20 protein-coding genes are annotated in these 24,864 nt (G+C 35.7%); 8 read left to right on the plus strand and 12 right to left on the minus strand.

Features of this window, described 5'->3' with window-relative positions:
* Nucleotides 1–559 (plus strand): OmpA family protein (locus tag ACNQGB_RS15575; RefSeq protein WP_472777138.1); only part of this gene is annotated, 559 nt, incomplete at its 5' end.
* 439 nt (nucleotides 560–998) lie between these two features.
* Here ACNQGB_RS15575 and ACNQGB_RS15580 read toward each other — a convergent pair.
* Nucleotides 999–1,670 (minus strand): hypothetical protein, encoded by a 672-nt coding sequence (locus ACNQGB_RS15580; RefSeq protein WP_417946386.1) that lies wholly within the window; start codon nucleotides 1,668–1,670, stop codon nucleotides 999–1,001.
* Between the two features lie 401 nt (nucleotides 1,671–2,071).
* Here ACNQGB_RS15580 and ACNQGB_RS15585 point away from each other — a divergent pair, with 401 nt between their 5' ends.
* Together ACNQGB_RS15585 and ACNQGB_RS15590 are read left to right on the plus strand one after the other, a co-directional pair.
* Nucleotides 2,072–3,346 carry a Y-family DNA polymerase gene (locus ACNQGB_RS15585; protein ID WP_417946387.1) on the plus strand — a complete coding sequence of 425 codons (1,275 nt, stop codon included), beginning with the start codon at nucleotides 2,072–2,074 and terminating at the stop codon, nucleotides 3,344–3,346.
* Nucleotides 3,337–3,777 carry a LexA family protein gene (locus ACNQGB_RS15590; protein WP_417946389.1) on the plus strand — a complete coding sequence of 147 codons (441 nt, stop codon included), beginning with the start codon at nucleotides 3,337–3,339 and terminating at the stop codon, nucleotides 3,775–3,777. The genes ACNQGB_RS15585 and ACNQGB_RS15590 overlap by 10 nt, the downstream gene beginning before the upstream one ends.
* Before the next feature lie 86 nt (nucleotides 3,778–3,863).
* Here the strand turns inward: ACNQGB_RS15590 and ACNQGB_RS15595 are convergent, their stop codons facing one another.
* From ACNQGB_RS15595 to ACNQGB_RS15615, 5 genes are all read right to left on the minus strand, one after another.
* Nucleotides 3,864–7,031 carry an efflux RND transporter permease subunit gene (locus tag ACNQGB_RS15595; RefSeq protein WP_417946390.1) on the minus strand — a complete coding sequence of 1,056 codons (3,168 nt, stop codon included), beginning with the start codon at nucleotides 7,029–7,031 and terminating at the stop codon, nucleotides 3,864–3,866.
* 64 nt (nucleotides 7,032–7,095) lie between these two features.
* Nucleotides 7,096–8,163 (minus strand): efflux RND transporter periplasmic adaptor subunit, encoded by a 1,068-nt coding sequence (locus ACNQGB_RS15600; RefSeq protein WP_417946392.1) that lies wholly within the window; start codon nucleotides 8,161–8,163, stop codon nucleotides 7,096–7,098.
* Between the two features lie 5 nt (nucleotides 8,164–8,168).
* Nucleotides 8,169–9,509: a TolC family protein gene (locus ACNQGB_RS15605; RefSeq protein WP_417946393.1), complete on the minus strand. Its 1,341-nt coding sequence runs from the start codon at nucleotides 9,507–9,509 to the stop codon at nucleotides 8,169–8,171.
* Between the two features lie 2 nt (nucleotides 9,510–9,511).
* Nucleotides 9,512–10,108, minus strand: coding sequence for a TetR/AcrR family transcriptional regulator (locus ACNQGB_RS15610; RefSeq protein ID WP_417946395.1), 597 nt, complete (start codon nucleotides 10,106–10,108; stop codon nucleotides 9,512–9,514).
* A 147-nt stretch (nucleotides 10,109–10,255) separates the two neighbouring features.
* Nucleotides 10,256–10,777, minus strand: a complete 522-nt coding sequence (locus ACNQGB_RS15615) for a YceI family protein (RefSeq protein WP_417946397.1) — start codon at nucleotides 10,775–10,777, stop codon at nucleotides 10,256–10,258.
* A gap of 267 nt (nucleotides 10,778–11,044) precedes the next feature.
* Here ACNQGB_RS15615 and ACNQGB_RS15620 point away from each other — a divergent pair, with 267 nt between their 5' ends.
* The gene (locus tag ACNQGB_RS15620) at nucleotides 11,045–12,019 is read left to right on the plus strand and encodes a polyprenyl synthetase family protein (protein WP_417946399.1); all 975 of its coding nucleotides are present in this window, start codon (nucleotides 11,045–11,047) and stop codon (nucleotides 12,017–12,019) included.
* Nucleotides 12,020–12,159: 140 nt separating this feature from the next.
* Nucleotides 12,160–12,513, plus strand: coding sequence for a hypothetical protein (locus ACNQGB_RS15625; RefSeq protein WP_417946401.1), 354 nt, complete (start codon nucleotides 12,160–12,162; stop codon nucleotides 12,511–12,513).
* Between the two features lie 56 nt (nucleotides 12,514–12,569).
* On the opposite strand, the gene ACNQGB_RS15630 is transcribed toward ACNQGB_RS15625, so the two are convergent.
* Nucleotides 12,570–13,112 (minus strand): hypothetical protein, encoded by a 543-nt coding sequence (locus ACNQGB_RS15630; protein WP_417946403.1) that lies wholly within the window; start codon nucleotides 13,110–13,112, stop codon nucleotides 12,570–12,572.
* A 120-nt stretch (nucleotides 13,113–13,232) separates the two neighbouring features.
* Here ACNQGB_RS15630 and ACNQGB_RS15635 point away from each other — a divergent pair, with 120 nt between their 5' ends.
* The 3 genes from ACNQGB_RS15635 (at nucleotide 13,233) to ACNQGB_RS15645 (ending at nucleotide 20,700) form a co-directional block, all read left to right on the plus strand.
* Nucleotides 13,233–16,004: a 2-oxoglutarate dehydrogenase E1 component gene (locus tag ACNQGB_RS15635; RefSeq protein WP_417946405.1), complete on the plus strand. Its 2,772-nt coding sequence runs from the start codon at nucleotides 13,233–13,235 to the stop codon at nucleotides 16,002–16,004.
* Between the two features lie 159 nt (nucleotides 16,005–16,163).
* Complete coding sequence (gene odhB / locus ACNQGB_RS15640; protein ID WP_417946407.1) at nucleotides 16,164–17,414, plus strand: 2-oxoglutarate dehydrogenase complex dihydrolipoyllysine-residue succinyltransferase; 1,251 nt, start codon at nucleotides 16,164–16,166, stop codon at nucleotides 17,412–17,414.
* Between the two features lie 397 nt (nucleotides 17,415–17,811).
* Entirely contained in the window at nucleotides 17,812–20,700 is a 2,889-nt protein-coding gene (locus tag ACNQGB_RS15645) for a T9SS type A sorting domain-containing protein (RefSeq protein ID WP_417946409.1), read from the plus strand.
* Nucleotides 20,701–20,757: 57 nt separating this feature from the next.
* On the opposite strand, the gene ACNQGB_RS15650 is transcribed toward ACNQGB_RS15645, so the two are convergent.
* The 5 genes from ACNQGB_RS15650 to ACNQGB_RS15670 form a co-directional block, all read right to left on the minus strand.
* The gene (locus ACNQGB_RS15650) at nucleotides 20,758–21,183 is read right to left on the minus strand and encodes a retropepsin-like aspartic protease (protein WP_417946411.1); all 426 of its coding nucleotides are present in this window, start codon (nucleotides 21,181–21,183) and stop codon (nucleotides 20,758–20,760) included.
* A 288-nt stretch (nucleotides 21,184–21,471) separates the two neighbouring features.
* The gene (locus ACNQGB_RS15655) at nucleotides 21,472–22,518 is read right to left on the minus strand and encodes a WD40 repeat domain-containing protein (protein WP_417946413.1); all 1,047 of its coding nucleotides are present in this window, start codon (nucleotides 22,516–22,518) and stop codon (nucleotides 21,472–21,474) included.
* Between the two features lie 94 nt (nucleotides 22,519–22,612).
* Nucleotides 22,613–23,092 (minus strand): hypothetical protein, encoded by a 480-nt coding sequence (locus tag ACNQGB_RS15660; RefSeq protein WP_417946415.1) that lies wholly within the window; start codon nucleotides 23,090–23,092, stop codon nucleotides 22,613–22,615.
* A gap of 195 nt (nucleotides 23,093–23,287) precedes the next feature.
* On the minus strand, nucleotides 23,288–23,713 hold the full coding sequence (locus ACNQGB_RS15665; protein WP_417946417.1) for a hypothetical protein: 426 nt from the start codon (nucleotides 23,711–23,713) through the stop codon (nucleotides 23,288–23,290).
* Nucleotides 23,714–24,035: 322 nt separating this feature from the next.
* Nucleotides 24,036–24,737: a hypothetical protein gene (locus ACNQGB_RS15670; protein ID WP_417946418.1), complete on the minus strand. Its 702-nt coding sequence runs from the start codon at nucleotides 24,735–24,737 to the stop codon at nucleotides 24,036–24,038.
* Between the last annotated feature and the right edge of the window lie 127 nt (nucleotides 24,738–24,864).

The following is a 24,864-nucleotide window of genomic DNA, read 5'->3' on the forward strand; positions in this document are numbered from 1 at the left end:
GACTCCATTATCAGGAGCCTATACCTTTGAGGTTGAATGTGGAAAAACGTATTATTTACGCGGAGAAAAACCAGAATATGAAACCAAAGAGAATAAGATTGTAATAGCAAAAGCATCTGGAGTAACACAAGGTCCATTGGCCTTAGAGCCAAGAAAAAAAGCAATTGATGTAGGAACAGATTTAGCTAAGACTTTAGATATTCCGATTTTGTATTTTGATTTAGACAAGTCATTCATTCGAAAAGATGCGGCTTTTGAGCTAGAAAAAGTACTAGCAGTCATGCAAGAATACCCAAAGATGATTATCGACATTAGATCACATACAGATTGTAGACAAACGGTTGCCTATAACCAAGCATTATCTGACAGAAGAGCTAAAGCAACCAAGGCATGGTTGATGAAAAATGGAATAGCCGCAAATAGATTAACGGCCAAAGGTTACGGAGAATCACAGCTCGTAAACGATTGTGGATGTGAACCAACGAACAAATCAAACTGCACGGAGGCACAACATCAAGCTAATAGAAGAAGTGAGTTTATTGTTGTTTCTATGCAATAAACTTTATCAAAACAACAAAAAACTAAAAAGGCTATCCATAAACTTGGATAGCCTTTTTTGGTGGTTGATAAATTGAAAATATAAAACCATTGGATACGGTTTGATTAAAAGATAAATTGCCAATTTTTACGCTATATAGAATACTGCCTGAATTGGATTAGTCCCAAAAGGTATATAAATTTTGATACTAATGAGCTTGATCTTGTAACGTGCTCCTAGCTTTTAATTTCATTCAGAGCATTCTGTAAATCATTCATTCGCACATCATCTACTTTAGAAGGCTTTGGCTTAGGGTTGTTACTTTCTCTTGTAATACTAAGCTTTTAGGTTTTTTCTATCTCTTAAATGTACTCCCTTGCAGGATGGTTTTTCACGTAAAAAACCCGCTGATACGAATACCAGCGGGAATTAAAAAAACAAACCACTTAAAACTAATCAATTATTTTCTGTCTATTCTGACGGCTACATTCCCGGATACTTTTGTATCCTCAATTTTAGCTTTTGTACCATTTGTTCTGTAATAATAATGGTCATCATCATTATCATCATCACGATCATCATTCGTATTGTGATCATAACCATAATCGTTGTCTTGGTTGTAGGCATAACGGCCACCTCCTTTAACAGATCCAACAATATCAACAATTTGACCACGACGGTTGTAAATGATTTCTAAACCACCTACTCGCTGTAAGGCATATCGGTTGTAAGTCATGTATACAGATCCTATTCGTTTTACTCGATCGTTAGCATCGTAGTTAATGAACACATTTCCCACTTGTCTTACTCTGCCTAGGTTATCATGTTCTACTTTTACGCCATAATTGCCTTTTCTGCTATTTCCTGGTGCACCATACGTTTTGTTGACACCGTTTTTGCCTTTTGATCTGTAATACATGTCGCCATTGGTTGTAGGACGTGTATTAAAATCTAGTTGCCCGTCAGGAAACACATAAAATTCAATTCCTCGTTCTGTGAACACAATCGGATCATCATTTCTAAAATCTACTAGAGATTTTCTCTGTACAGAAAAATCGATTTTTTCTGTTGCGCTTGCTACAGTACCTCCAAATATGAAAATACTAGCAACTAAAAAGGTAATTTTTTTCATGATACTTCAATTTTGAATTTTGCCTACTCTTGAGCTTTTCGGCTTTCGCTTTTTACTTATTTGATTAGGTATATTCAAGTAGCATGCCAGAAATGTGAAAGATGGTTTCTTGGTTTTATAGCTTTGATCGGCTTTTTGTTTTTAAAGTGTTTAAAATCAATAATTTGTAATTTAATAAAAACATAAAAAAATTTTACTAAAAGGATACTATTAAGATTAATTTAAGGCTTTCGCTTTTTTATTCGCTGCTTGTTCTTTTGATTCTGAATTAGAAATACTTCTAATACAAGAATAAAAAGTTCTTTTTGGAAAATCGTTTTACATAAAACTACTTATTAACAGTGTTTAAAATTAACTTCTGTTACGAAGTCGCATCGAGGGATATTGAGTAATTTTGCAGGATGTATGCTTTAGTCGATTGTAATAATTTTTATGCCTCATGCGAACGTGTTTTTCAGCCGAAATTCAACGGGAGACCAGTTGCAATCTTGTCTAATAATGATGGTTGTGTTATTTCACGTAGTAATGAAGCGAAGGCGGTAGGAATAGCAATGGGAGCGCCCGCTTTTCAAATAAAAGAAATTGTAAAACAGCATGATGTGCAATTATTTTCGTCAAATTATGCCCTGTATGGTGATTTGAGTAACCGAGTAATGAAGATTTTAGAGCAGTTTACGCCAAATTTAGAGATTTATAGTATTGATGAAGCTTTTTTAAACTTTGACGGATTGTCAATTGAGGACTATCACCAGTATGGGATACAAATGAAGAACCGAGTACACAAATGGGTAGGTATTCCGGTTTGTATTGGCTTTGCCGAAACCAAAGCATTATCAAAAGTAGCCAATAAAATTGCTAAAAAATTTCAAGATAGAACGCAAGGTGTTTATGTTATAGACAGTGATGAAAAACGAGTAAAAGCGCTTAAATGGACTAAGATTGAAGATGTATGGGGAATAGGACATCGACTGAATAAGAAAATGAAAGCTAGAAATATAGCAACCGCTCTAGATTTTACGGCGCCACAACATGAGGCTTGGATAAAGAAAGAAATGGGTGTACTAGGAATGCGTTTAAAGTATGAACTAGAAGGCAAATCAGTATTAGACCTAGAGCCTATTGCTACCCAAAAAAAGAGCATTGCTACTACCAGAAGTTTCCCTAAACAAATTGCGGAGTTTGATTTATTACGAGAGCGTGTAGCTACTTTTGCAGCGCAATGTGCGGAGAAATTACGCAAGCAAAAATCATGTTGCCACACCATAATAGTCATGCTAGTTGTAGACAAACACAGCATACAAACATCTAAATATTATTTTAATTGCGCCGTAACATTACCTTATGGTTCTAATTCTACATTGACCATTGCCAATGCTGCGATAGCCTTACTTAAAAAACTTCATGCGGGAAACGAGCATTTAAAATTTAAAAAAGCAGGTGTAATTGTTACAGAACTTATTGATGAAAATAAAAAACAGTTTGATCTTTTTGAGGAAGAAAACCCCAAACATTTACAACTAATGAAAGTAATTGATGGGTTGAATGCTAAAATAGGAGACAAGAAAATAAAACTAGCCTCACAAAATTTAAGTTTGACCTGGAATATGAAACAAAACCATTTGTCACCTAGATACACCACCAGTTTTAAAGATATACTTGAAATAAAATGCCAGTAAATAAAACATCCAAACTTACTTTTTACTTTCCTGATTTTGAAAGTGAATTGCGCATTCCTTTTATAAACGAAGGAGTTTCAGCAGGATTTCCATCGCCAGCCGCTGATTTTATGGAAATGAGTATTGATTTGAACAAACAATTGAGTGAAAACCCGCTGGCTACTTTTTATATTAAGGTCAAAGGAAACTCTATGATTGATGCCGGTATTGATGACAAGGATGTTCTTGTTGTTGACCGAAGCTTAGAGCCACAAAACAACAAAATTGCCATTTGTTTTATTGATGGAGAGTTTACCGTAAAGCGAATGAAGGTTGAAAAAGATTGTTTGTATCTCATGCCAGAAAACCCAAATTATCCACCCATAAAAGTCACCGAGGAAAACGAATTCATCATTTGGGGTATTGTGACGTATGTGATTAAAAAGCTATAAGCCATTTAATTGGTACTTAATTATTACAAAAAAAAACGACCTGCATCTATCAAGAGCAGGTCGTTTTTTTATGATGTGGGAAGGTGTTAGTGTTTTGGAGTAACTCCGTCCTCATTTAATTCTCGGTGTTCGTAATCAGCAATCATTTCAGCTTCATAATTTACTTTTTGACCTTTAGAGAATTTAGCAATTAATTTCTCCATGATTTCATAAATCACCGGAACAATAATCAAGGTTAGGAATAATGAACTAATTAATCCACCAATAATTACCCAAGCCAGTCCGTTTTTCCATTCGGCACCAGCACCAGATGCTAATGCAATTGGGAACATACCAAATACCATCGCAATGGTTGTCATCAAAATTGGACGAAGACGTGCGTGATTCGCTTGAATTAATGCCGTTCTGATGCTCTCGCCCGCAGCTCTTCGCTGATTGGTATAATCCACAAGCATAATCGCATTTTTACAAACCAAACCAATTAACATAATCACCCCAAGAATGGTAAAAATATTCAACGTATTATTGGTCAAAGCCAAGGCTAATAATGCTCCAATAAACGAAAGCGGAATAGCAAACAATACCACAAACGGGTGTGCAAAACTATCATATAACGAAACCATTACTAGGTAAACCAGGATAATAGCGGCCAATAAAGCAATTCCTAAGGTTCCAAAACCTTCTGTTTCATTTTCTTTTTGTCCCCCCCAAATATAGTCTACACCAACTGGTTTCTCCAATTTGTCAATTTTCTCTTCCCACTTTGATACAATTGTTCCAGAAGAGATACCAACATTTTGACCTTTAACAGTTACAGACGCTGTTTTGTCTCTACGCTCTAATTGGCTGGGACCAGAACCTTCAGTTACCGTTGCAAATTGATTTAACTCGATTTGTTGACCCATATCATTGATGAAAATCAAGTTGCTTACATCAGCAATACTTTTTCTATCGAAAGCATTATACTTAATATTGATGTCGTATTCGTATTCTCCAGCTCTAAAACGCCCGTCTGTGTTTCCACTAAAAGCGGTTTGCATAGTCATACCAACGGTTTGTAAACTCAAACCAAGTGCAGCCATTTTATCTCTGTCTACTTTTACGCTTACTTCAGGATTTCCGTCCTCTACCGATAATTCAATCTCTGTTGCACCTGGAATAGTGCGCAATTCTTTTTCGGCAGCAATAGCAAATTTCATAGCACTTTCTACATCTGGACCTGTTACAATAAGTCCTAAAGTAGCATCTTCTGCTGTTCCTAAAATACCTACGGGAACCGTTTTTACTTTGGCACCCACTAGTATTTTTTCTAATTTACGTTTGGTTTTTGCAGCGTAAACATTGGCAGGTTCATCGCGCTGGTCTAATTCAACCATCTTCACGTTAATCTCTGATTTGTAAGCAGTTGATTGTGAAGCTCCCATACCACCACTAGTTTGACCCACAATAGTAAATTGACTGTGAACAAAATCTTCTTTGTCTAAAAAGGCTTCTGCTTTTTGCGTCATAAAGTTGGTTTGTTCTAGCGAAGCATCTTTTGGCATTTCGATTTGAACTAAAAATTCACCACTATCCGATGCTGCAAAGAACTCACCACCAATAAATCCTGCTGGTACCAATGCAATTGAGCTGAAGAATACAACTAAAACTATGGCAAGTGTTGTTTTATAATGATCCAAAGACCATGTCAGTAAGCCAGAGATCCAGTTAATGAATCGGGTTAAATAACTTTCAAAACCAAGAATGATTCTTCCAAAAAGGTTTTTGCCAGTGATGTGTTCTAATTTTCCGTATCTGGATGACAACCACGGAATAATAGTAAACGAAGCAACTAATGATAATAAGGTGGATATAATAACCGTGACACAAAATTGCGTAATAATGTTAGAAACCAGACCAGAACTCAATGCAATTGGTAAAAACACAACCACAATTACAAGCGTAATCGATACTACAGTTCCACCAATTTCGGCTGTACCATCATAGGCAGCTCGAACTTTGTTTTTGCCCATTTCCATGTGCCTATAAATATTCTCTAGAACCACAATCGCATCATCCACAAGAATACCTACAACGAGTGACAATCCTAACAAACTCATTAAGTTCAAGGTATAACCCATTAAGTAAATCCCAATAAAAGTGGCAATTAACGAAGCAGGAATAGAGACCATTACAATCAAGGAGTTTCGAATACTATGCAAGAAAAACAGCATGACAAAGGCTACTAAAAGCACTGCAATAAGCAAATCGTGCACTACAGCATCAGCTGCTTCAAGGGTGAAAATGGTACTGTCTTTGGCAATTTCTAGTTTTAAGTCGGCAGCTTTATATTCTCCTTCCAGTTTCGCAATGGTTTTTACCAATTCTTCACTTACAGCAACTGCGTTGGCATCAGATTGCTTAATGATTTGTAAAATAATGGCATTTTTCTGGTTTACACGAGCCACTTTCTCCGTAATTTTTTGCGTGTCTTGTACATCTGCAACATCGCCTAAACGAACTTGGATTCCACCTCTTGAGGAAACAATTAAGTTTCTTAACTCTTCAACATTTTTATATTTTCCAGCTAAACGAATTAATATTTTTTGTTCCCGAGTTTGGATGTTTCCAGTAGGGAAATCTAAATTTGAGGATAAAATATTCTGTTGTACCTGTGGAATAGAAAGTCCATAGGCTTGCATTTTTACGGCATCCAGATTCACTTGAATTTCTCGCTCTTGTCCGCCGGTATTATTAACTTGAGCTACTCCTGGCACACGAGAAAGTACTGGCGCAAGTTTCTTGTCTACTAAGTCGTAGAAAGCTACTTCGTCCATTTTTCCGTTGGCACCAATGGTCATAATTGGTAAATCGCTCAACGAAAACTTGTTCAGTGAAGGCGCCTGAGCGTCATCTGGTAAGTCGTTTATGATGGCGTTTATTTTACGCTGCGCATCATTCATCGAAATATTTACATCAGCATTAGATGTCAATGTTATCGAAACCGAGGATAAACTTTCAAAAGATTTAGAATCAATTTTTTTGATGTTTTCCAGGGACGAAATCGCATCTTCAATCTTTTTGGTAACGGTATTTTCGACCTCACTGGGTGATGCTCCGGGATAAACCGTTGCAATCGAAATCACGTTGGTTTCAAATTTTGGGATCAACTCATAGCCTAATTGGCTGTAGCTGAACAGTCCGCCTAGCGTAAGTATTGTGAACAATACGATGACTAACGAAGGACGTTTTATGGATATTTCTGCTAATTTCATGTTGTTAAGGTGCTTTAGGCTTTGAACTGTTTCTTGATGACTTTAAGACTTTCGACTTTAAGACTTATTTAATAACTTCCACTTTGCTTCCGTCTTGCAAATTGATTTGACCAGTTACAATTACTTGTTCTCCATCTTCAAGGCCGTTTAAGATTTCTACTTTATCGCCTAGAATTCTACCAGAAGTAACTGTTTTTAATTTGGCGGTTCCATTTTCAATCACAAAAATCTGGTTGCTACTTACACTGCCTACAAAAGCATTTCTTGGAACAATTTTCAAGGATTGTTTTTGTTGGTTAGACGCAAAAGTAGCAGTACCGTACATTCCTGCTTTTAGATCTTTGCTAGCATTGTTTGTAATTTCTATTTCTACAGGGAAGTTCAAAGTTTCATCCGCTTTTGCTGCAATAAAGGTGATCTTACCAGAAAAAGTTTTATCTGGATATACGCTTGCAACTACATTAGTTGTGCTACCTACTTTTAATCCTGCAACTTGACTTTCATTCACGTTAACTTTCAATTTTAACTTTGATACGTTTACAATGTCAAATAACTGTGTCGCAGGCATTCCTGTAATTATAGAACCTACCTCAATGTGTTTTTTATTGATGAATCCGCTTATTGGTGCCTTGATTCTAGTATCACCCACGTTGATGTTGGCTTGTGTTAATTGTGATTTAGCATTTACCATTTGTAATTTTGCTTGGTCTAGTTGTTGTTTGGTTACACCACCGGTTTTAAAGGCATTTTCAAATCGGTTGTAATCAGCCACTGCATTTTGATAAATGGCATTTGCGTTTTGCGCGTTTACATTTACAACATCACTACGCACAATAGCAAGAGTTTGTCCTACGCTCACGTAATCTCCTTCTTTGGCTAATATTTTTGTTATTTTACCAGATTTTTCAGCTGAGAATTTCAGTTCTTGAACAGGTTCAAAATTTCCATTAGAAACAAAGTCAAGAGAAACTTCTTCTGTTTTTACAACATCAGTTCGTACTGATACCGTCGCATTTTTCTCAGCAACAATAGCTGTTTTAGCTTCATTCTCATTTTTGTTATTAGTAAGTATGAAAGCAATAATCCCTAGTGAGGCAGCAATTACAACTACGGTTATGATAATTTTTTTCATTTTGATTATTTATTGGTTAATGTTTTTAGTTCTCCTTTTGCTTTTATTACTTGTATTTCTGCTAGTTTGTAATCTAATAGCGCTGTGGTATAATTGTTTTGAGCAACCACAAGTTCGCTTTCTGCTTCAAGTAGATCCGTTAATGAAGCTAAACCTTGAATATAATTGTTGTTGGTATTGGTTAAAACTTCTTGTGCTAGCTTTGCATTCTCTTTTTGATTGTTGATCGATACAATACTATTCTCGATTTGTGTTCTAGCGTTGGTATATTGTAAATCTAATGCTAGTTTAGTCTCCTCTAAGTCTACTTTTATAGAAGCAAGTTTGTTATCAGCTTGATTTACTCTTGCTTTTGTTCCAAATCCTGTAAATATGGGAATGCGCAGATTTAGTCCAACTGATGCAAAATCAGACCAGTAAACTCCATCAGATGGTTTCTTGAACCAAGGCATCTCAGGACCTTGACCAATGAAGTTATATCCTCCAGTAAGTGATAAACTTGGGTAATAGTTCGCTTCAATAGATTTTTTTTGGTATTCCAGTAACTGCTCGTTCTTTTTAAGCAATAAGTATTCGGTTCTGGTTGTAGTATCTGGAGCCAATGAAAGCGCATTTGGAGTTATTTCGAATTCCGTTTCAGGAATAGAAATACGAGTATCTACTGGCAAGCCCATAAAAAATTTCAAGGCATTTTCTTGCAGTGTAACCGCATTTATGGTTTGCTGGCGCAACGTATTTATGTTTGATATACGCACCATAGTCCTATCTAAGTCAATTTTTTTAGCCAATCCGTTATCGTATTGTCCTTTTATGATGTCCTTAACTTTTGTAGTGTTTTTAAGGTTGTTGTCCAGTACCGTTAAGTTTTGGCGTGTTACGTAAACTTGGTAATAGGCATTTGCCACACGCTCTATAACTTGCTCCTCGGTTAATTGTGCGTTTATTTGATAAAACTCACGAGTTGATTTTGCTGCCTTTAAACCTACAAATACAGCTTGGTCGTATAAGGCTTGATTAAGAGAAACTCCTGCAGTTGAGCTCCATTTTTGACCAAATGCAGCTTGAATGGTAGTGCCAGGTTGACCGAATCCAGCTCCGTCAATTACGGTAGTTTGTAAAATAGGATTGTAGTTCAAGCTTCCATTTGCAGCAATTTGTGGCAAAGCTCTTGAACGCACTTCTTTAATTTCATACTCTCCTTTTTCTATCTGTAATCTTGCTTTTTTTGCATCGGCTTTATTCTCAAGTGCGTATACAATGGCATCTTTTAAGGTAAGGCTTTTTAGTTCTTGTGCATTGACGCCAGCGGAAAATGTTAGAATTAGTATAAGGATTGATTTTTTCATTTTTATATAATTGGATTTAGTAAATTTTTCTCTAGTTCTGCAATCCCATTTGGAGTAGCCATCGCTCGAGTATGATATTCAAGTGCATGCATTTCTAATGCAAAAGCTTCACGTTCTGACCTAATATTTTCGTTGATCGAAAAAATTAACATGTAATAAAACTTGACGTATGCATCTACATTTAGGTTGTCACGGTATAAACCTTGGGCTATTCCTTTTTCAATATTTTTCCTAAAACAGGATTCGCACATTTCTACTTGATCGGATAATACTTTTTGATACACCTCCGGATAGTGTTTTTTGAGTTGGTACACTGGTGAAGTATCAGTAGACTTAAACATGTTTTCAAACATCCGTCTGATTTCAAAATTCTCTTCTATAGCATTAAAATCTTGTGAAGTAATTGTGTCGATTATGTTATTTATCTCGTTATGAATTACTTGAACACTCTCTTCTATGAGTAACTCTTTATTAGCAAAATACTTGTAAATTGTTTTTTTTGAAATACACATTTCGCCTGCAATATCATCCATAGTGATGCTCTTGAAACCGAGTTTCAAAAACATTTCCTTAGCTTTAGATATGATTTTCTCTTTCATTTTAATTGTGCAATTATAGTGGTTTTTTTAAGAGCTAATAGTTGCTCAAGTCTTTTTAAATTCTATGCAAATACACAATGGAAACTTTAGACACTAAAAAAGTTTCCTTTTATTAGTAATTTTTTAACAGTAGGTTTTTATTTTAGGTTAGATTGTAAATTCTAGATTAGCAATTAACTTAATGTCTTGGCCAAGAGCCAGTTCGCTAGTTTGCGTAAAGGTGTTATACGTGAGGCCAAAATCCTGTCGGTTTATTTTTCCAGTGATTTCAAATCCTGCTTTTTTAGCACCGTTATACGCATTGATTCCTATAAACTCGGCATCAAGTTCCACCATTTTAGTGATGTTTTTGATTGTTAAATTGCCCTTTAAAAAATTAATATTGTTATTTATTTTTTGGAACGAAGTCGATTTAAAGCTGATCATTGGGTATTCATGAACATCGAACAAATTATTCATTTTTAAATAATCATTTTTTTGTGCCAGTTTAGCATCTTTTTTATTTACATCTAAAAAGAATTCAATCGATGCGTCTTCAATTTCATTATTTTCAATATCAATATAGCCGCCAAATGAATTGATCGATCCACCTAAATAAGCGATTATTGAGTGTCTCATTTTAATCTGTACATCAGATTGATTGGAGTCAATGTTCCATTTGGTTTTCATAATTCTTGAGGTTTGATTAAACTTTACCAGATGTAATAAAAGGTAATAAAATTTGAGGTTGAAATTGGGACCGTTAAATTCGAGTACAAATGTAACAAGGAAACTTTAAATACCAAATAAGTTTCCAAAGTATTTTGATTTATTTAACATTTGAGTAACTTTAACAATTTAGTAAGTTTCAAGTTTTTTGAGTTTCTTTGTGACTATAGAATTCAAATGTTAGGACATCCCAAAACGGTATGAATTTTAAACTTAAACAAAAAAATAATGCATACCATTCAGCAGTATCAAGAGTTTCTTTCGGATTATTTGCAATCGCAATATGAAACTAAAGAGCCTAGAAATTTATACGAGCCCATTCATTATATTTTGGATCTTGGCGGAAAAAAAATGCGTCCAGTGCTCACGCTAATGAGTGCTGAGGTTTTTGATGCCGATTATAAAAAAGCACTTCCTGCAGCATTGGCCGTTGAGGTTTTTCATAATTTTTCATTAGTTCATGATGATATTATGGATGATGCGCCATTGCGAAGAGGACACGAAACGGTGCATGAAAAATGGAATATCAACACCGGAATTCTTTCTGGTGATGCGATGTTGATTTTAGCATATCAATATTTTGAACAATATGAACCGCTCATCTTTAGAGATCTCGCAAAGTTGTTCAGCAAAACAGCTCTTGAAGTGTGCGAAGGGCAACAGTGGGATGTTGATTTTGAAGATCGTACAGATGTGACCATTCCTGAATATTTAAAAATGATTCAGTATAAAACAGCAGTTTTAGTGGCAGCAGCTATGAAAATGGGTGCTATTATTGCAGAAACTTCTGTTGAAAATGCAAATCTGATTTATGATTTTGGATTAAATTTAGGTTTGGCTTTCCAATTGCAAGATGATTTTCTAGATGCTTTTGGAAATCCAGAAACCTTTGGCAAACAAGTAGGTGGTGATATTATCGAAAATAAAAAAACCTATTTATATCTTAAAGCAGTTGCTTTTTCAAACCAAGAAGAAGCGGAGGAATTAAAGCGTTTATTCGCGATCCAACCCGAAGACAGCACCGATAAAATAGAACGTGTGAAAGCTCTTTTTAATAGTTCTGGGGCTTCAAAAGCAACGCAAGATGCGATTCAGGATTTTACGTTTAAAGCGTTTCAAATGCTGGATCAAATGAATATCAGTGACGATAAAAAAGCTATGCTTAAGGCATTTGGAGAGAATTTAATGGGAAGGAAAGTGTAGTTCAATTTTAATAGCAATTTCAATAATCAATAGCAACGTTGATTTTGAAAGTTGATATTTAAAAAATAACAAGAAATAAATTGCACCACAACAACAATATTGAAAATTGATATTCATATTGCCATTGAAATTTTAAAGATATGTTTATAGTTCCAAAAAATACCGACTTATTACTTTGTGAAGTCGAAGCAGAAAATTTATATTTGAAGTTAGTCGAGCAGCTCAATAAGGATTTTAATTTGGCTAATGAAGCAGTAGATTTCCCAATGAGTACTACTGCTGCCGAATTAAAGATTCAATTGCATGAAAAAATCTACCGCCTCATTCAATACAAGTTTGCTGAATATTTGAACCTGCTTTATATTATCGATGTTTCCGAAGAAGAAATAAAAAAACTCGACGGTTCTGATTTGGTAATTTTGGCGGAGCAAGTTGCTTTTTTAATTTTAAAAAGAGAATGGCAAAAAGTATGGTTCAGGAATAAGTATCATTAGTTCTCTTTTTTCACGATTTTGTCTCCCCTTCCTTCGGAGGGGGCATGGGGGGAGGATTAAAAATAAAAACGAATAAAAGGCATAAAAGCACTGCCGTAAATATTGTTTTTGTCCGTTAGTACATTGTAACGCGCACCAATAGTGGCGTTTCCAGAGCGGTAACCTGCTCCCACAAATAATCCTGTATTCCAATAATTTTGTGAATTTGTATTGGATCCATGCCCGCTGACATTGACTCTTAATTGCTCCAATTCAGCAGAGAGTTGAATTTCATTTATGGGATTCAAAAGTGCAATTATGCTTCCTCCATACAAATGAGACGCAAAAAAGTCGCGTTGTTTTAGGTATTTGTACTGCAATCCCGCCCCGAAAGCGACGTATTCATTGAAGTTATAAATGGCACTCGGCGCTACAGAAATATCGGTGAAGCCTGACCCAAATCCCAAACCGATCCCGCCACCAAACTGTACGTTTTTCCAAAATTGATTTTCCATCTTCGGTGTGCTATCATTTTGCTGTGCAAAAACACTACCGGATAGTATAATGGAAAGCAGCATCAAAATTGCGCTAAAATCATTCAAAATGCGATTTGTAGTCATAAGTTTCGGGTTTTTTAACAATATTCAACGTAAAAGTATCTTAAAATAAATTATAAATTTATTGTATTATCGTACTTTTGCCAAACTATTTTAACAAAAAAGGTATATTCACTAAATATTATGGATAGGTTTTCATTTTTAAACGCAGCACACACCGAATTTTTCGCACAATTATACGATCAATATTTAGAGAATCCAGACAGCGTTGAGCCAAGTTGGAGGAGTTTTTTTCAAGGTTTCGACTTTGGGATGACAACTTATAATGAGGAAAACCCAGTCGAGCAAATAGCAAATTTTGCAGCTACTAACACGGATGTTAGTTTGATTTCGGATAAAATTCATAAAGAATTCAATGTCTTGAAATTAATTGATGGCTACCGTTCACGAGGTCACTTGTTTACCAAAACAAACCCTGTAAGAGAAAGACGTACTTCATCGCCTACTCTTGAAATTTCAAACTTTGGACTTTCAACTGCGGATTTAAATACGGTTTTTGATGCTGCTAAAGTGATCAATATTCAACCGTGTACCCTTCAGGAAATAATAACGCATTTAGATACGATTTACTGTCAGCACATCGGGGTAGAGTACATGTACATTCGAAAACCAGAAGTGGTTGAGTGGATTCAGAAAAAATTAGGAGTAAATGACAATCAGCCTAAATTTTCGATAGAGGAAAAGAAATCAATTCTCAATAAATTAAACCAAGCGGTTTCCTTTGAGAACTTTTTGCACACCAAATATGTAGGTCAAAAACGGTTCTCCCTTGAAGGTGGAGAGTCTATTATTCCAGCATTGGATGCTTTGATTGAAAAAGCTGCCGAAAAAGGAGTAGAGCAATTTGTAATGGGAATGGCACATCGTGGTCGTTTGAACGTTTTGGCCAATATCTTTGGAAAATCTACTCAAGATATCTTTGGTGAGTTTGACGGTAAAGATTATGACCAAGAATATTTTGACGGAGATGTAAAATACCACTTAGGTCTTACGGCTGATAAAGTCACTAGTGCCGGTAAAAAAATCAATATCAATTTAGCGCCAAATCCTTCGCATCTTGAAACAGTAGGTGCTGTAATTGAAGGAATCACAAGAGCAAAACAAGATAAATATTTCCCTAACGATTTCTCAAAGGTATTGCCAATCGCCGTTCACGGAGATGCAGCTATTGCAGGTCAAGGAATTTTGTATGAAATCGTACAAATGGCGCAACTAGACGGTTACAAAACCGGAGGTACAATTCATATTGTCATCAACAATCAAGTTGGTTTTACTACTAATTACCTAGATGCACGTTCCTCAACCTATTGTACTGACGTGGCCAAAGTGACACTTTCGCCGGTATTGCATGTAAATGCAGATGACGCTGAGGCAGTAGTACATGCGATGTCGTTTGCACTAGACTTTAGAATGGAGTTTGGTCGTGACGTTTTTATCGATTTATTAGGATACAGAAAATACGGCCATAACGAAGGCGATGAACCTCGTTTTACACAGCCCGTTTTATACAAGATTATTGCCAAGCACAAGAATCCAAGAGATATCTACATGGAGCAATTGCTTGCTGATGGTGTAATTGATGCCACATTTGTAAAAGGATTAGAGCAAGAATACAAATCTAATTTAGAGGTAAATTTAGAAGAATCTCGTAAAAAGGATTTAACTATCATTACACCGTTTATGAAAAATGAATGGAAAGGTTTTGAGCAGGTTTCAGATGCCCAGATGTTGCAAAAGTATGACACTTCATTTCCCAAAGCAGCATTAGATTCTATTATAAAAACGGTCTCTACTTTACCGTCAGATAAGAAATTTATCAACAAGATCAGTAAAATTGTTACTGATAGAAAAACGGGATACGACAACAATACCATCGATTGGGGAACTGCAGAGACCTTAGCTTACGGTGCACTTTTGACCGAAGGTTTTGACGTTCGAATTTCTGGTCAGGATGTAGAGCGCGGAACTTTCTCTCACCGTCATGCTGTTGTGAAGGTAGAAGATTCTGAAGAAGAAGTTATCGTATTGAATGCAGTCGAAAATAAAAAAGGGAAGTTTAATGTTTATAACTCTCTTTTATCTGAATATGGTGTACTGGGATTTGATTATGGGTACGCGTTAGCAAATCCAAATACACTGACTATTTGGGAAGCACAATTTGGGGATTTCAGTAATGGCGCCCAAATTATGATCGACCAATATATCTCTTGTGGTGAAGACAAATGGAACAATCAAAACGGAATTGTTTTATTATTGCCACACGGTTATGAAGGTCAAGGAGCAGAGCATTCCTCTGCCAGAATGGAACGTTATTTGCAACTTTGCGCCAGACATAATATGTATGTTGCCGATTGTACAACGCCAGCCAACTTTTTTCACTTGTTGCGAAGACAAATGAAAACCACCTTTCGTAAACCACTTGTGGTATTTACACCAAAGAGTTTGTTGCGTGATCCAAGATGTGTGTCTACTGTAGAGGAATTAGCAAACGGAAGTTTTCAAGAAACGATAGATGATGCAACAGTAAACAAAAAGGATGTGAAAACAGTTGTTTTTTGTACCGGTAAATTCTATTACGATATTACAGCTGAAAGAGAAAATTTAGGTAGAAATGATGTAGCGGTCGTAAGAATTGAACAATTATTCCCTTTGCCAGTAGAACAATTAAAAGCGATTATAGCGCAATATCCAAATGCAGATGAGTACGTTTGGGCTCAAGAAGAGCCAAAGAATATGGGTGCTTACAGTTTCATGTTGATGAATTTCGATTTAGTAAAATGGAGATTAGCCTCCTTAAAAGCTTATGCAGCACCAGCCGCGGGAAGTTACACAAGAGCAAAACGCCGTCATGCTGATGCATTAAAGATGGTATTTGATAAAAATTTATTTAGATAATAAGGAGCTGTTTCCTGCTGTACGCTATATCTTTTTCAAGCTAAAGGAGCTAGAAAAAGGATGCCGCTACCATCAGGGCTAAAAAATAGTTTTGATAAGAAATATAGGTTGTTTGAATACAATTTAAAACTTAAAATTCATAATTTAAAATAATAGAACATGATTTTAGAAATGAAAGTCCCATCACCAGGGGAATCAATTAAAGAAGTTGAAATTGCAACGTGGTTAGTAAAAGATGGAGATTATGTAGAGAAAGACCAAGCAATTGCAGAGGTTGATTCAGACAAAGCAACATTAGAATTGCCAGCAGAAGCAAGCGGAATTATTACTCTTAAAGCAGAAGAAGGTGATGCTGTAGCAGTGGGAGCGGTAGTTTGCCATATTGATACAGACGGAGTAAAACCCTCAGGTGATGCGCCGGCGGAAGCAGTTGATCCCGAAACTTCGGGACCAAAAGCTGAAGTTAAAGCAGCTCCCGAAACTTTGGGACCAAAAGCGGCTACCGTAGCAGCAGCTCCAACAGCAACTTACGCTTCAGGAACTCCATCTCCAGCAGCAAGAAAAATATTAGACGAAAAAAATATAGCGCCAGCATCCATAACAGGAACAGGTAAAGCGGGAAGAATCACTAAAGATGATGCCGTAAATGCAGTGCCTTCTATGGGAACTCCAACTGGTGGTTCTCGTGGTACAGAGCGTACAAAATTATCGATGTTGCGTCGTAAAGTAGCAGAGAGATTAGTAGCTGCCAAAAATGAAACAGCCATGTTGACTACTTTCAATGAAGTAAACATGACGCCAATCAACTTGATTCGTAATGAATATAAAGATGCGTTTAAAGCAAAACATGGCGGAATTGGCTTAGGATACATGTCGTTCTTTACAAAAGCAGTAACCAGAGCGTTGCAATTATTCCCAGATGTAAACTCAATGATGGATGGTGATCATAAGATTGCTTTCGATTTTTGTGATATTTCAATTGCAGTATCAGGACCAAAAGGACTAATGGTTCCTGTGGTGCGTAATGCTGAAAATTTGACTTTTAGAGGTGTTGAAGCTGATATAAAAAGATTAGCACTTAAAGCTCGTGACGGTCAGATCACAGTTGACGACATGACTGGAGGAACTTTTACCATTACTAACGGTGGTGTTTTTGGAAGTATGTTGAGTACTCCTATTATCAATCCTCCTCAGTCAGGAATACTAGGAATGCACAATATTATTGAGCGTCCTATTGCTGTAAACGGAAAAGTTGAAATTCATCCTATGATGTATGTTGCACTTTCTTATGATCACCGAATTATTGATGGTCGTGAGTCTGTTGGTTTCTTGGTTGCTGTGAAAGAAGCCTTAGAAAATCCTTTAGAATTATTAATGGATAACAATCCTAAAAAAGCGTTAGAGTTATAAGTTGACTTTTGTCAAAATATGCTTTCCTGTATAATCCCGTCTAGTTTAATACTCAGACGGGATTTTTTTTGCGACTTCTGATTTAGAAATAGCTATTTTTTTGCAATTTATTTATGATTATGGTTTTTAATTTAATAAAAAATTATTTTTTGTTTCAAAATAAGTCTAAAAAATAATTTATTTACCATAACATTACCACAACATTATTGGATTGTAAAGGTTTGTGTAAGTTCTTCTAAACGGCATTAATGTAAGCTAAGCGTCAGTTATACTGCTATTTGAGGTGTGTTTTGATCTTGAAAATTCTTTGTTTTGTTGTATAGTTTTTAGATACTTTTCTTATCAAATCGCAACACAATACATTCATAGCTTTGAGAATAACTCTTAACTCAACAATATGAAGAACATTACTCTAATTATTTCCCTGTTGTTTTTTACGATAGGATATTCACAAAACGCACCAGTTACCTTAGAGACAGGTGAGTTTGGTTCTACTTGGCCCTTTACCACTTTTCAAAATGGAAGTGGAGCAGGATACTCTAAAGTAGCTAATCCATTTCCAGGTGGAATCAACAGTTCTGCAACGGTTGGAAAATTTGTAGCAGGAACTACAGTCTCTGGCGCAGCGCCTTATGCAGGATTTGAAACTACCCATGCTTCGGGTGCAAATGGAATAGGCACTTTTACCTTGAGTGCTTCGAACAGTATTGTAAAAATAATGGTGTACAAAACGGTTATCAGTGATGTGGCTATCAAATTTGCAATAGCAAACGGTGGTGCACAACCAGAAATTAAAGTACCCAATACAAAAATTAACGAATGGGAAGAATTGACTTTTGATTTCTCTGGGAAAATAGGGTTGTTCGAAACTATAAATATTGATCAAATCATACTCTTTTTAGATTTTAAAGAAAGAACTACAGAAACAATCAGTTATTTTGATAACGTAACATTTTCTGCAAAGCCAGCTGCAACTATACCAACAGCTGCTGCGCCAACTCCTACAGTTGCTGCGACTAATGTAATTTCGTTATTTAGTAATGCGTATACCAATGTTACAGTAGATACTTGGAGAGCAGATTGGGGACAATCAGGAAATGTTTTATCTGATATTCAAGTTGCCGGAAATGATACTAAAAAGTATACAGATTTAAGTTATTTTGGAGTAATTACGGAAGCCAATAAAATTAATGCTTCAACAATGTTAAACTTTCATATCGATGTATGGACGCCAAATGTGACAACATTCAAAGTGAAAATAGTCGATTTTGGAGCTGATGGTGCGTACCAAGGTGGTGATGATAAAGAGTTTGAAATAACACGTACTTTAGCCTTAAGCGGATGGAATAGTTTAGAAATTCCGCTATCAGAATTTACAGGTTTAACAACAAAATCGAATGTTGCACAATTCGTATTTTCAGGTTCTGCTGGAACAATCTACATCGATAATGTCTATTTTAACAAGGTAGCGATAGTGGCTCCACCAGTTGCTGCTCCTTATGCACCTGTTACATTCGAAACAGGAGAATACGGATCAACTTGGGTTTTGACTTCTTTTGACAATCCATCGGGAGCTTCAACCGCATCTTTATTAGCTCCAAATCCAAATAAAACAGGAATCAATACCTCTAACACAGCGGCAAAATTTACGGCATTGGTTGCAGGGGCTTGGTATACTGGTTTCGAAACAACTCATGCTTCTGGCACCAATGGTATTGGAACCTTTACTTTAAATGAAACTAATAGTACGATAAAAGTAATGGTGTACAAGGATGTAATTAGTAAAGTAGGGATAAAGTTTGCTCGTCCTGATGGCGGTTCTACCGGAGAGATTTCAGTTACTAATACTAAAATAAACGAATGGGAAGAATTAACGTTCAATTTTGCAGGGAAAATAGGCGAAGGTGTTTCTACAGGCATTGATCAAATTATTGTATTTCCAGATTTTATTCCAGAAGGAACAACAAGATCGGCGAATCATGTATGTTATGTAGATAATATCACTTTTTCTGCAAAAATAGCGGCTCCAGTTGTTGCCACTGCACCTACTGTTGCCGCACCAACGCCTCCAGCTAGAGTTGCAACAGATGTAAAATCTATTTACAGCGATGCTTATGCAGTGTACAAGGCAGGCGATTGGTGTAAGTGTTGGGGTCAGTCTACGGATGTAACTGATGAAGTCATTGCTACCAACAATACAAGAAAATTAAGTAATTTCAATTATCAAGGAATTACATTGCCTGGCGCAGAGGTTTTTGACCTTTCCGATATGACTAAAATGCACGTTGATTTATGGTCTTCTAGTGCAACTTCTGTTAAAATCAATTTAATAAATCCGGGTCCAGTTGAATCTGGAGTGACTTTAACAATTGCAGCAGGTTGGAATAGTTTTGATGTACTATTGAACGCTTCTAACTTTCCTGGAATCAATTTTAGTAACGTATTTCAAATGAGTTTGTCCTCTACTCCTGCGGGAACAACGGTTTATTTAGACAATTTTTACTTTTATAAATCAACTGTAGTAGTAACACCAACAGAACCTACTGTTGCAGCACCAACGCCTACAACTGCGCCAACCAATGTTATTTCTATGTTCAGTAATGCCTATTCAAACATTCCGGTTACTACTTGGAGAACCGATTGGTCAGCTGGAAGTATTTTAACTGAAATGCAAATCGCTGGAAATGACACTAAAAAATATACAAATTTGAATTATTTTGGTGTAGATGTAACTGGGTCGCTAGATGCTTCACAAATGTTGTATTTTCATATTGATGTGTGGACACCAGATTTGACTGCTTTTAGAGTTAAATTAGTAGATTTTGGTGCAAATGGGGTGTATCAAGGAGGCGATGATGTAGAGTTTGAGGTAACGCGTACGCCTACATTATCTGGATGGAACCATTATGATATTCCTCTATCGGAGTTTACCGGCTTGACTACCAAAGCACATATTGCTCAATTAGTATTGTCAGGAGCACCAGCGGGAACTGTTTATATTGATAATGTGTATTTCAGTAAGGTAGCGAGCACGTTAAGTTTGGCTAGTTTTGAAACGGCAAAAGTTATGATGTATCCAAATCCAGTTTCGAATGTTTTAACGATCGAAGCCAATAGTACTATAGAAAATGTGAGTATATATAATATCTTAGGTCAGGAAGTTTTGGTTAAAAATCCAAAAAACAATACTGCAATACTTCAAACTAATGAACTTTCAAAAGGAGTTTATATCGTTCGAACAAGTATTGACGGAAAAGTAGTTATCCAAAAACTGATCAAAGAATAAATTTGTTTGGATTAATAGTAGAATTAGAGCGTATTAGTTTTTGATACGCTCTTTTTTTTATGTCATCAAATACAAATAATGATTGTAATAATCCACAATCGCTTTTCCTTTCATAAAAATATTAGCGCCAATGATTCCATGAACTGGTTTTGCTTTGCGTTGCAGTAAAGCTTCATTAACGTGAGACAAATCAAAAATAACGAGTTCAAAATTAGAATCTTTCCAAGAACCCAGTTGTAATTGGTTTTTTAAAGCCAATTGTGTAAACATTCCTGCAGCCTTAGTCTTAGATTTTTGAGCTTCAAAAGCAAACAAATCAATACTCTCAAATCCTACGCAGCTATTTGAAGCTCCTGTATCCAGAATGAAATTCCCTATCACACCATTGATTTTTGCTTTTATCAAAAGATGCTGTGTTTTAGTAATCTTAAATTTCACTTTTTTGTAGTTTTCTTTTTTAAGAATATCTTGGAGGTTCTTCATTTATGCGGAATTTATTTCAGTCATTTTTCTGTTTTACAAAGATACATGGAGTTGTTGAAGGAATTGTAAGGGTCTTTTTCTCAAGGGCAAATTTAGGAATAAATTTTCTTAAAGGTCTGACATCAATTTTCACCAATTTAGTTTTTGGGAATAGGTATCAAAAAGGTTGAATTAAGTCTTTGATTTGGTAATACTTTTATGCTTGATGAAAATTTAAGAAACAAAAAAAGTGACAAATACATTGTCACTTAATAATTAAATCAAAACTTGAAGGTTAACCTTGTTTCTTTAGTTCGTTTTCCAAAGATTTATAGCGCCATTAGTACTGCTAGCGACAATGGTTTGGCCGTCTGGGCTAAAAGCAACCGACTTCACATAGTTTTTATGTCCTACGAGTATTCTTAAAAGCTTCCCTGTAGCTATTTCCCATATTTTAACCGTATGATCAAAATTTCCTGTGGCCAACTTTTGCCCATCGTGGCTTATGGCTAAACAATCTATACTTTGACCATCTACAATAGTACGAAGAAGTGTACCATCGTTAGCGTTCCACATTTTAATAATTCCTTGATAAGGTTCTTTGTTAAATCCTCCAGTAATTAATGTCTTGCCATCAGGGGTGAACGAAGCATCAGTAGCATATTCTACGTCTTTTTGATAATTATGAATGTCAAAATTGCGAATTTTATTCCCGCTATTTGTATCCCAAAGTGAAATTTCTTGATTGTCAGCAACCGCAATAAGAGATTGATTATCAGGGCTAAATTCTACAGAAATTATAGGACTTGTTCTTGATATTGGTATTGAAATTTCTTTACTTGAATTTGCATCACAGATTGATATTGATCCATAAGTGCCCAATGCTATTAAATTTCCGTTGGGGCTAAATGCAAGAGAATAGATACCTGCAGTTTTTTGACTTACTCTTTTCATTACTCTACCAAGAGAAGTGTCCCAAAGTTTTGGTAATGATGTTTTTTGACCAGAGATAAACGTTTTTCCATCTGGCCTGTAAGCAACTCCAGTTACTGGATAAACCACACCTGAACTTACTTTTTCTGCGGGAAAATTATTTATTTCTTTCCTTGTCCCAATATCCCAAATGCGGATGGTTCCGTCATCGCCTGACGAAAGTATTTGTTTTCCATCTGGGCTCACACAAACAGTATTAATTGGGAAGGAGTTATTGGCAGAAAGCATTGCAAAAGGACTTATTTGGGGTGCTGCATTTATACTTGAAATAATTATTTTTTTTACTGCTCTGGTCTTTTTTTTCTGTGCCTGAATTTGGGTTATTCCAAATAACAAAAGGAATAGAACGAGAGTTTTTTTCATGGTTTCTTTTTAATATTAGCAAAAACAGGTTCGTTGATTGAACCCGTTTTGAGTTAAAGAAATATAGTATTGAGAAAACCTTTATATACTTTGTCTATTCCGCAATAGTATAAGTAATCTCTTCAATCGGGCATTTTACGGTTGGTTTTATCAGCATCATATAGGATGATGTTGGTATACCATTGCAAAAAATTGGTAAGCAATATCTCTGAGCCTTGCATTTTTTATTTACATTGACGAGAATTGCTGGATAAACATTGTTTCTGAAGTCATCCCATTGGTCTTGTTCTTGAATTTGGCAATTTGAACTTGTAACTTGTTTTGATTTATACAAATATCTTTCGATTGTAGTTTTGGTTATCGCATCTTTAAGTAAGACCTCTTCTTTATTTAGCACTAAATAAACGGATTTTGTTATGCCGTTTTCAGTTATTTTAAAAGCTGTTTTAAGCGGAAAATCTTGACGATTAACAATGTTCCATTTTTTTAGAATACTGATGTTTTTGCTCAATTTTTGTGCATTTGTTATTCCAAAAAACAGAATACATACAATAATGCTAATTTTAGTTTTCATAATTTTTATGTTTTAAGTTCCATACTCTAATCAGTTTTCGAGTACCTTGTTTGTTTTTTTATAAAAAAATAAATTTTTTGTTACTATCATTTTCTGATTGTTCCATCAGCTTTTCTTTTTCTGCCCAGTTTTAGGCTTGTGATTACTCCTTGTCCGCCTTTTCTTTTGCCGTAGCTCCGGGATTACCACCAGCTTTTAGTTTTTTTTTATGATAATATGACCCATACCTTTTACCGCAGGATCTTTAATTCCTTTGGCAGTTTGTTGTGGTTGTACTATGTCTTCTACAGGGATGGTGCCGCTTTTGCCATCAGTAACAGCGTGTTCGCCACCAGGATATTGATGGATATTACGATTGCTTTTCCAGTCTTGTACTGGTGGTGGAGTTTTAACATGATTTACGGATACTTGAGATGGGTTCGGTATTATTACGGAACTTTTACCTCCCTTTTTAGCTTGTTTTGGTTCTTGCTCGTCTGGCTCGGGGGAGGTATCTGCTCCCTTAATTACGGAACTCTTGTTTCTGGAATTTTGTTGTACAGGAGCTGTTTGTGCATTTACATTTGCATAACAGCACAATGCGAAAATTGCTGTTAGCATAGTTTTTTTTAGATTTTTCATGTTTTTTAAATTTAGTATTGGTATATCAATTAGGTTTGTCATTTGTAAGCTGTATTTCAATTTTTAGCTTTCACGCTTTTATTTCCTATAAAAAAGTAAGTGGTTCGCTCACGCCATCACGGTTAAAACTTCCGTCGAGCAAAGGTTGTTCTTCCGTATTATACATCATTATTACTTGCCACCAAAACCAAACATTACTCCAAAATTAAGTCCTAAAGCACTGTATTTTGCATCACTTGAAGTGGTAGTGTATGTGCCTGCATCCATTTGTGCAACGCTGAAAACGGTTTGAGTATCTGAATCCCTTTTAGGCTCAAAGGTATTAGTGTTTTTTTTTCGCAGTCTGTCCCATTAAATAATTTACTTCGGTCCAAACTCCAATGGTGTTACTAATCATGTAAGTAAGTCTAGCTCTCGGTATAAAACCAACTCCAGAAATTTTACTTTCGTTTTGCGAAACTAAAACATAAGTCTTGTTATAGTCAGCCACTGCACCTCCGCTAATCAGGGTGGTTTGTGTCGCTTTGGATTCGTTTTGTTTTGTACCCAAAAAACCAAGTTGAAAAATAGGACTAAATACAAAATGATTGGCAAAATGAATATTAAATTGTGGTCCAACTCCAATAAAATAGCCTGAATTTTTGCTATCGCCAGACGATGTGACTGTACTCGAAATTTGATTACTAATTAAATAAGGTTGCGGCAAAGAACTTTCAAATGGATCATTATTTCCAGTAAAATATTGACCGCCTATATTAAACCCAATCGAAAATCCTGGTTTGCGGAGGATTGTTTGTGAATAATCTAATGCTATTCCTCTTGTTTTCCCATAAAGTCGTTGGTTGCTGTTTGCATTAGGATTATTAAAACTTCCACCAAGATAAATGACTTTATATTGACAACAGCCACGTTGATGTGTATGTGATTTAACCCCTTGATCCTTAATTCCCTTGGCGGTTTCTTGTGCTTGCATTGTTTGTATGAGTAGTATCATCACAAATAGCAGTTTGAAGTTTGTTTTCATAGTTTTATGGTTTTGTACACTAGTGTCCAATTAAAATAAGTTGAAAACCAGCTGGTTAGTATTATGTTCATTGACATTATTGTAATCTGATTTCATAAGTAGTTCATTTATAGATGTTTTTTCGAGT

This window comes from Flavobacterium frigidum (genome assembly GCF_048286795.2).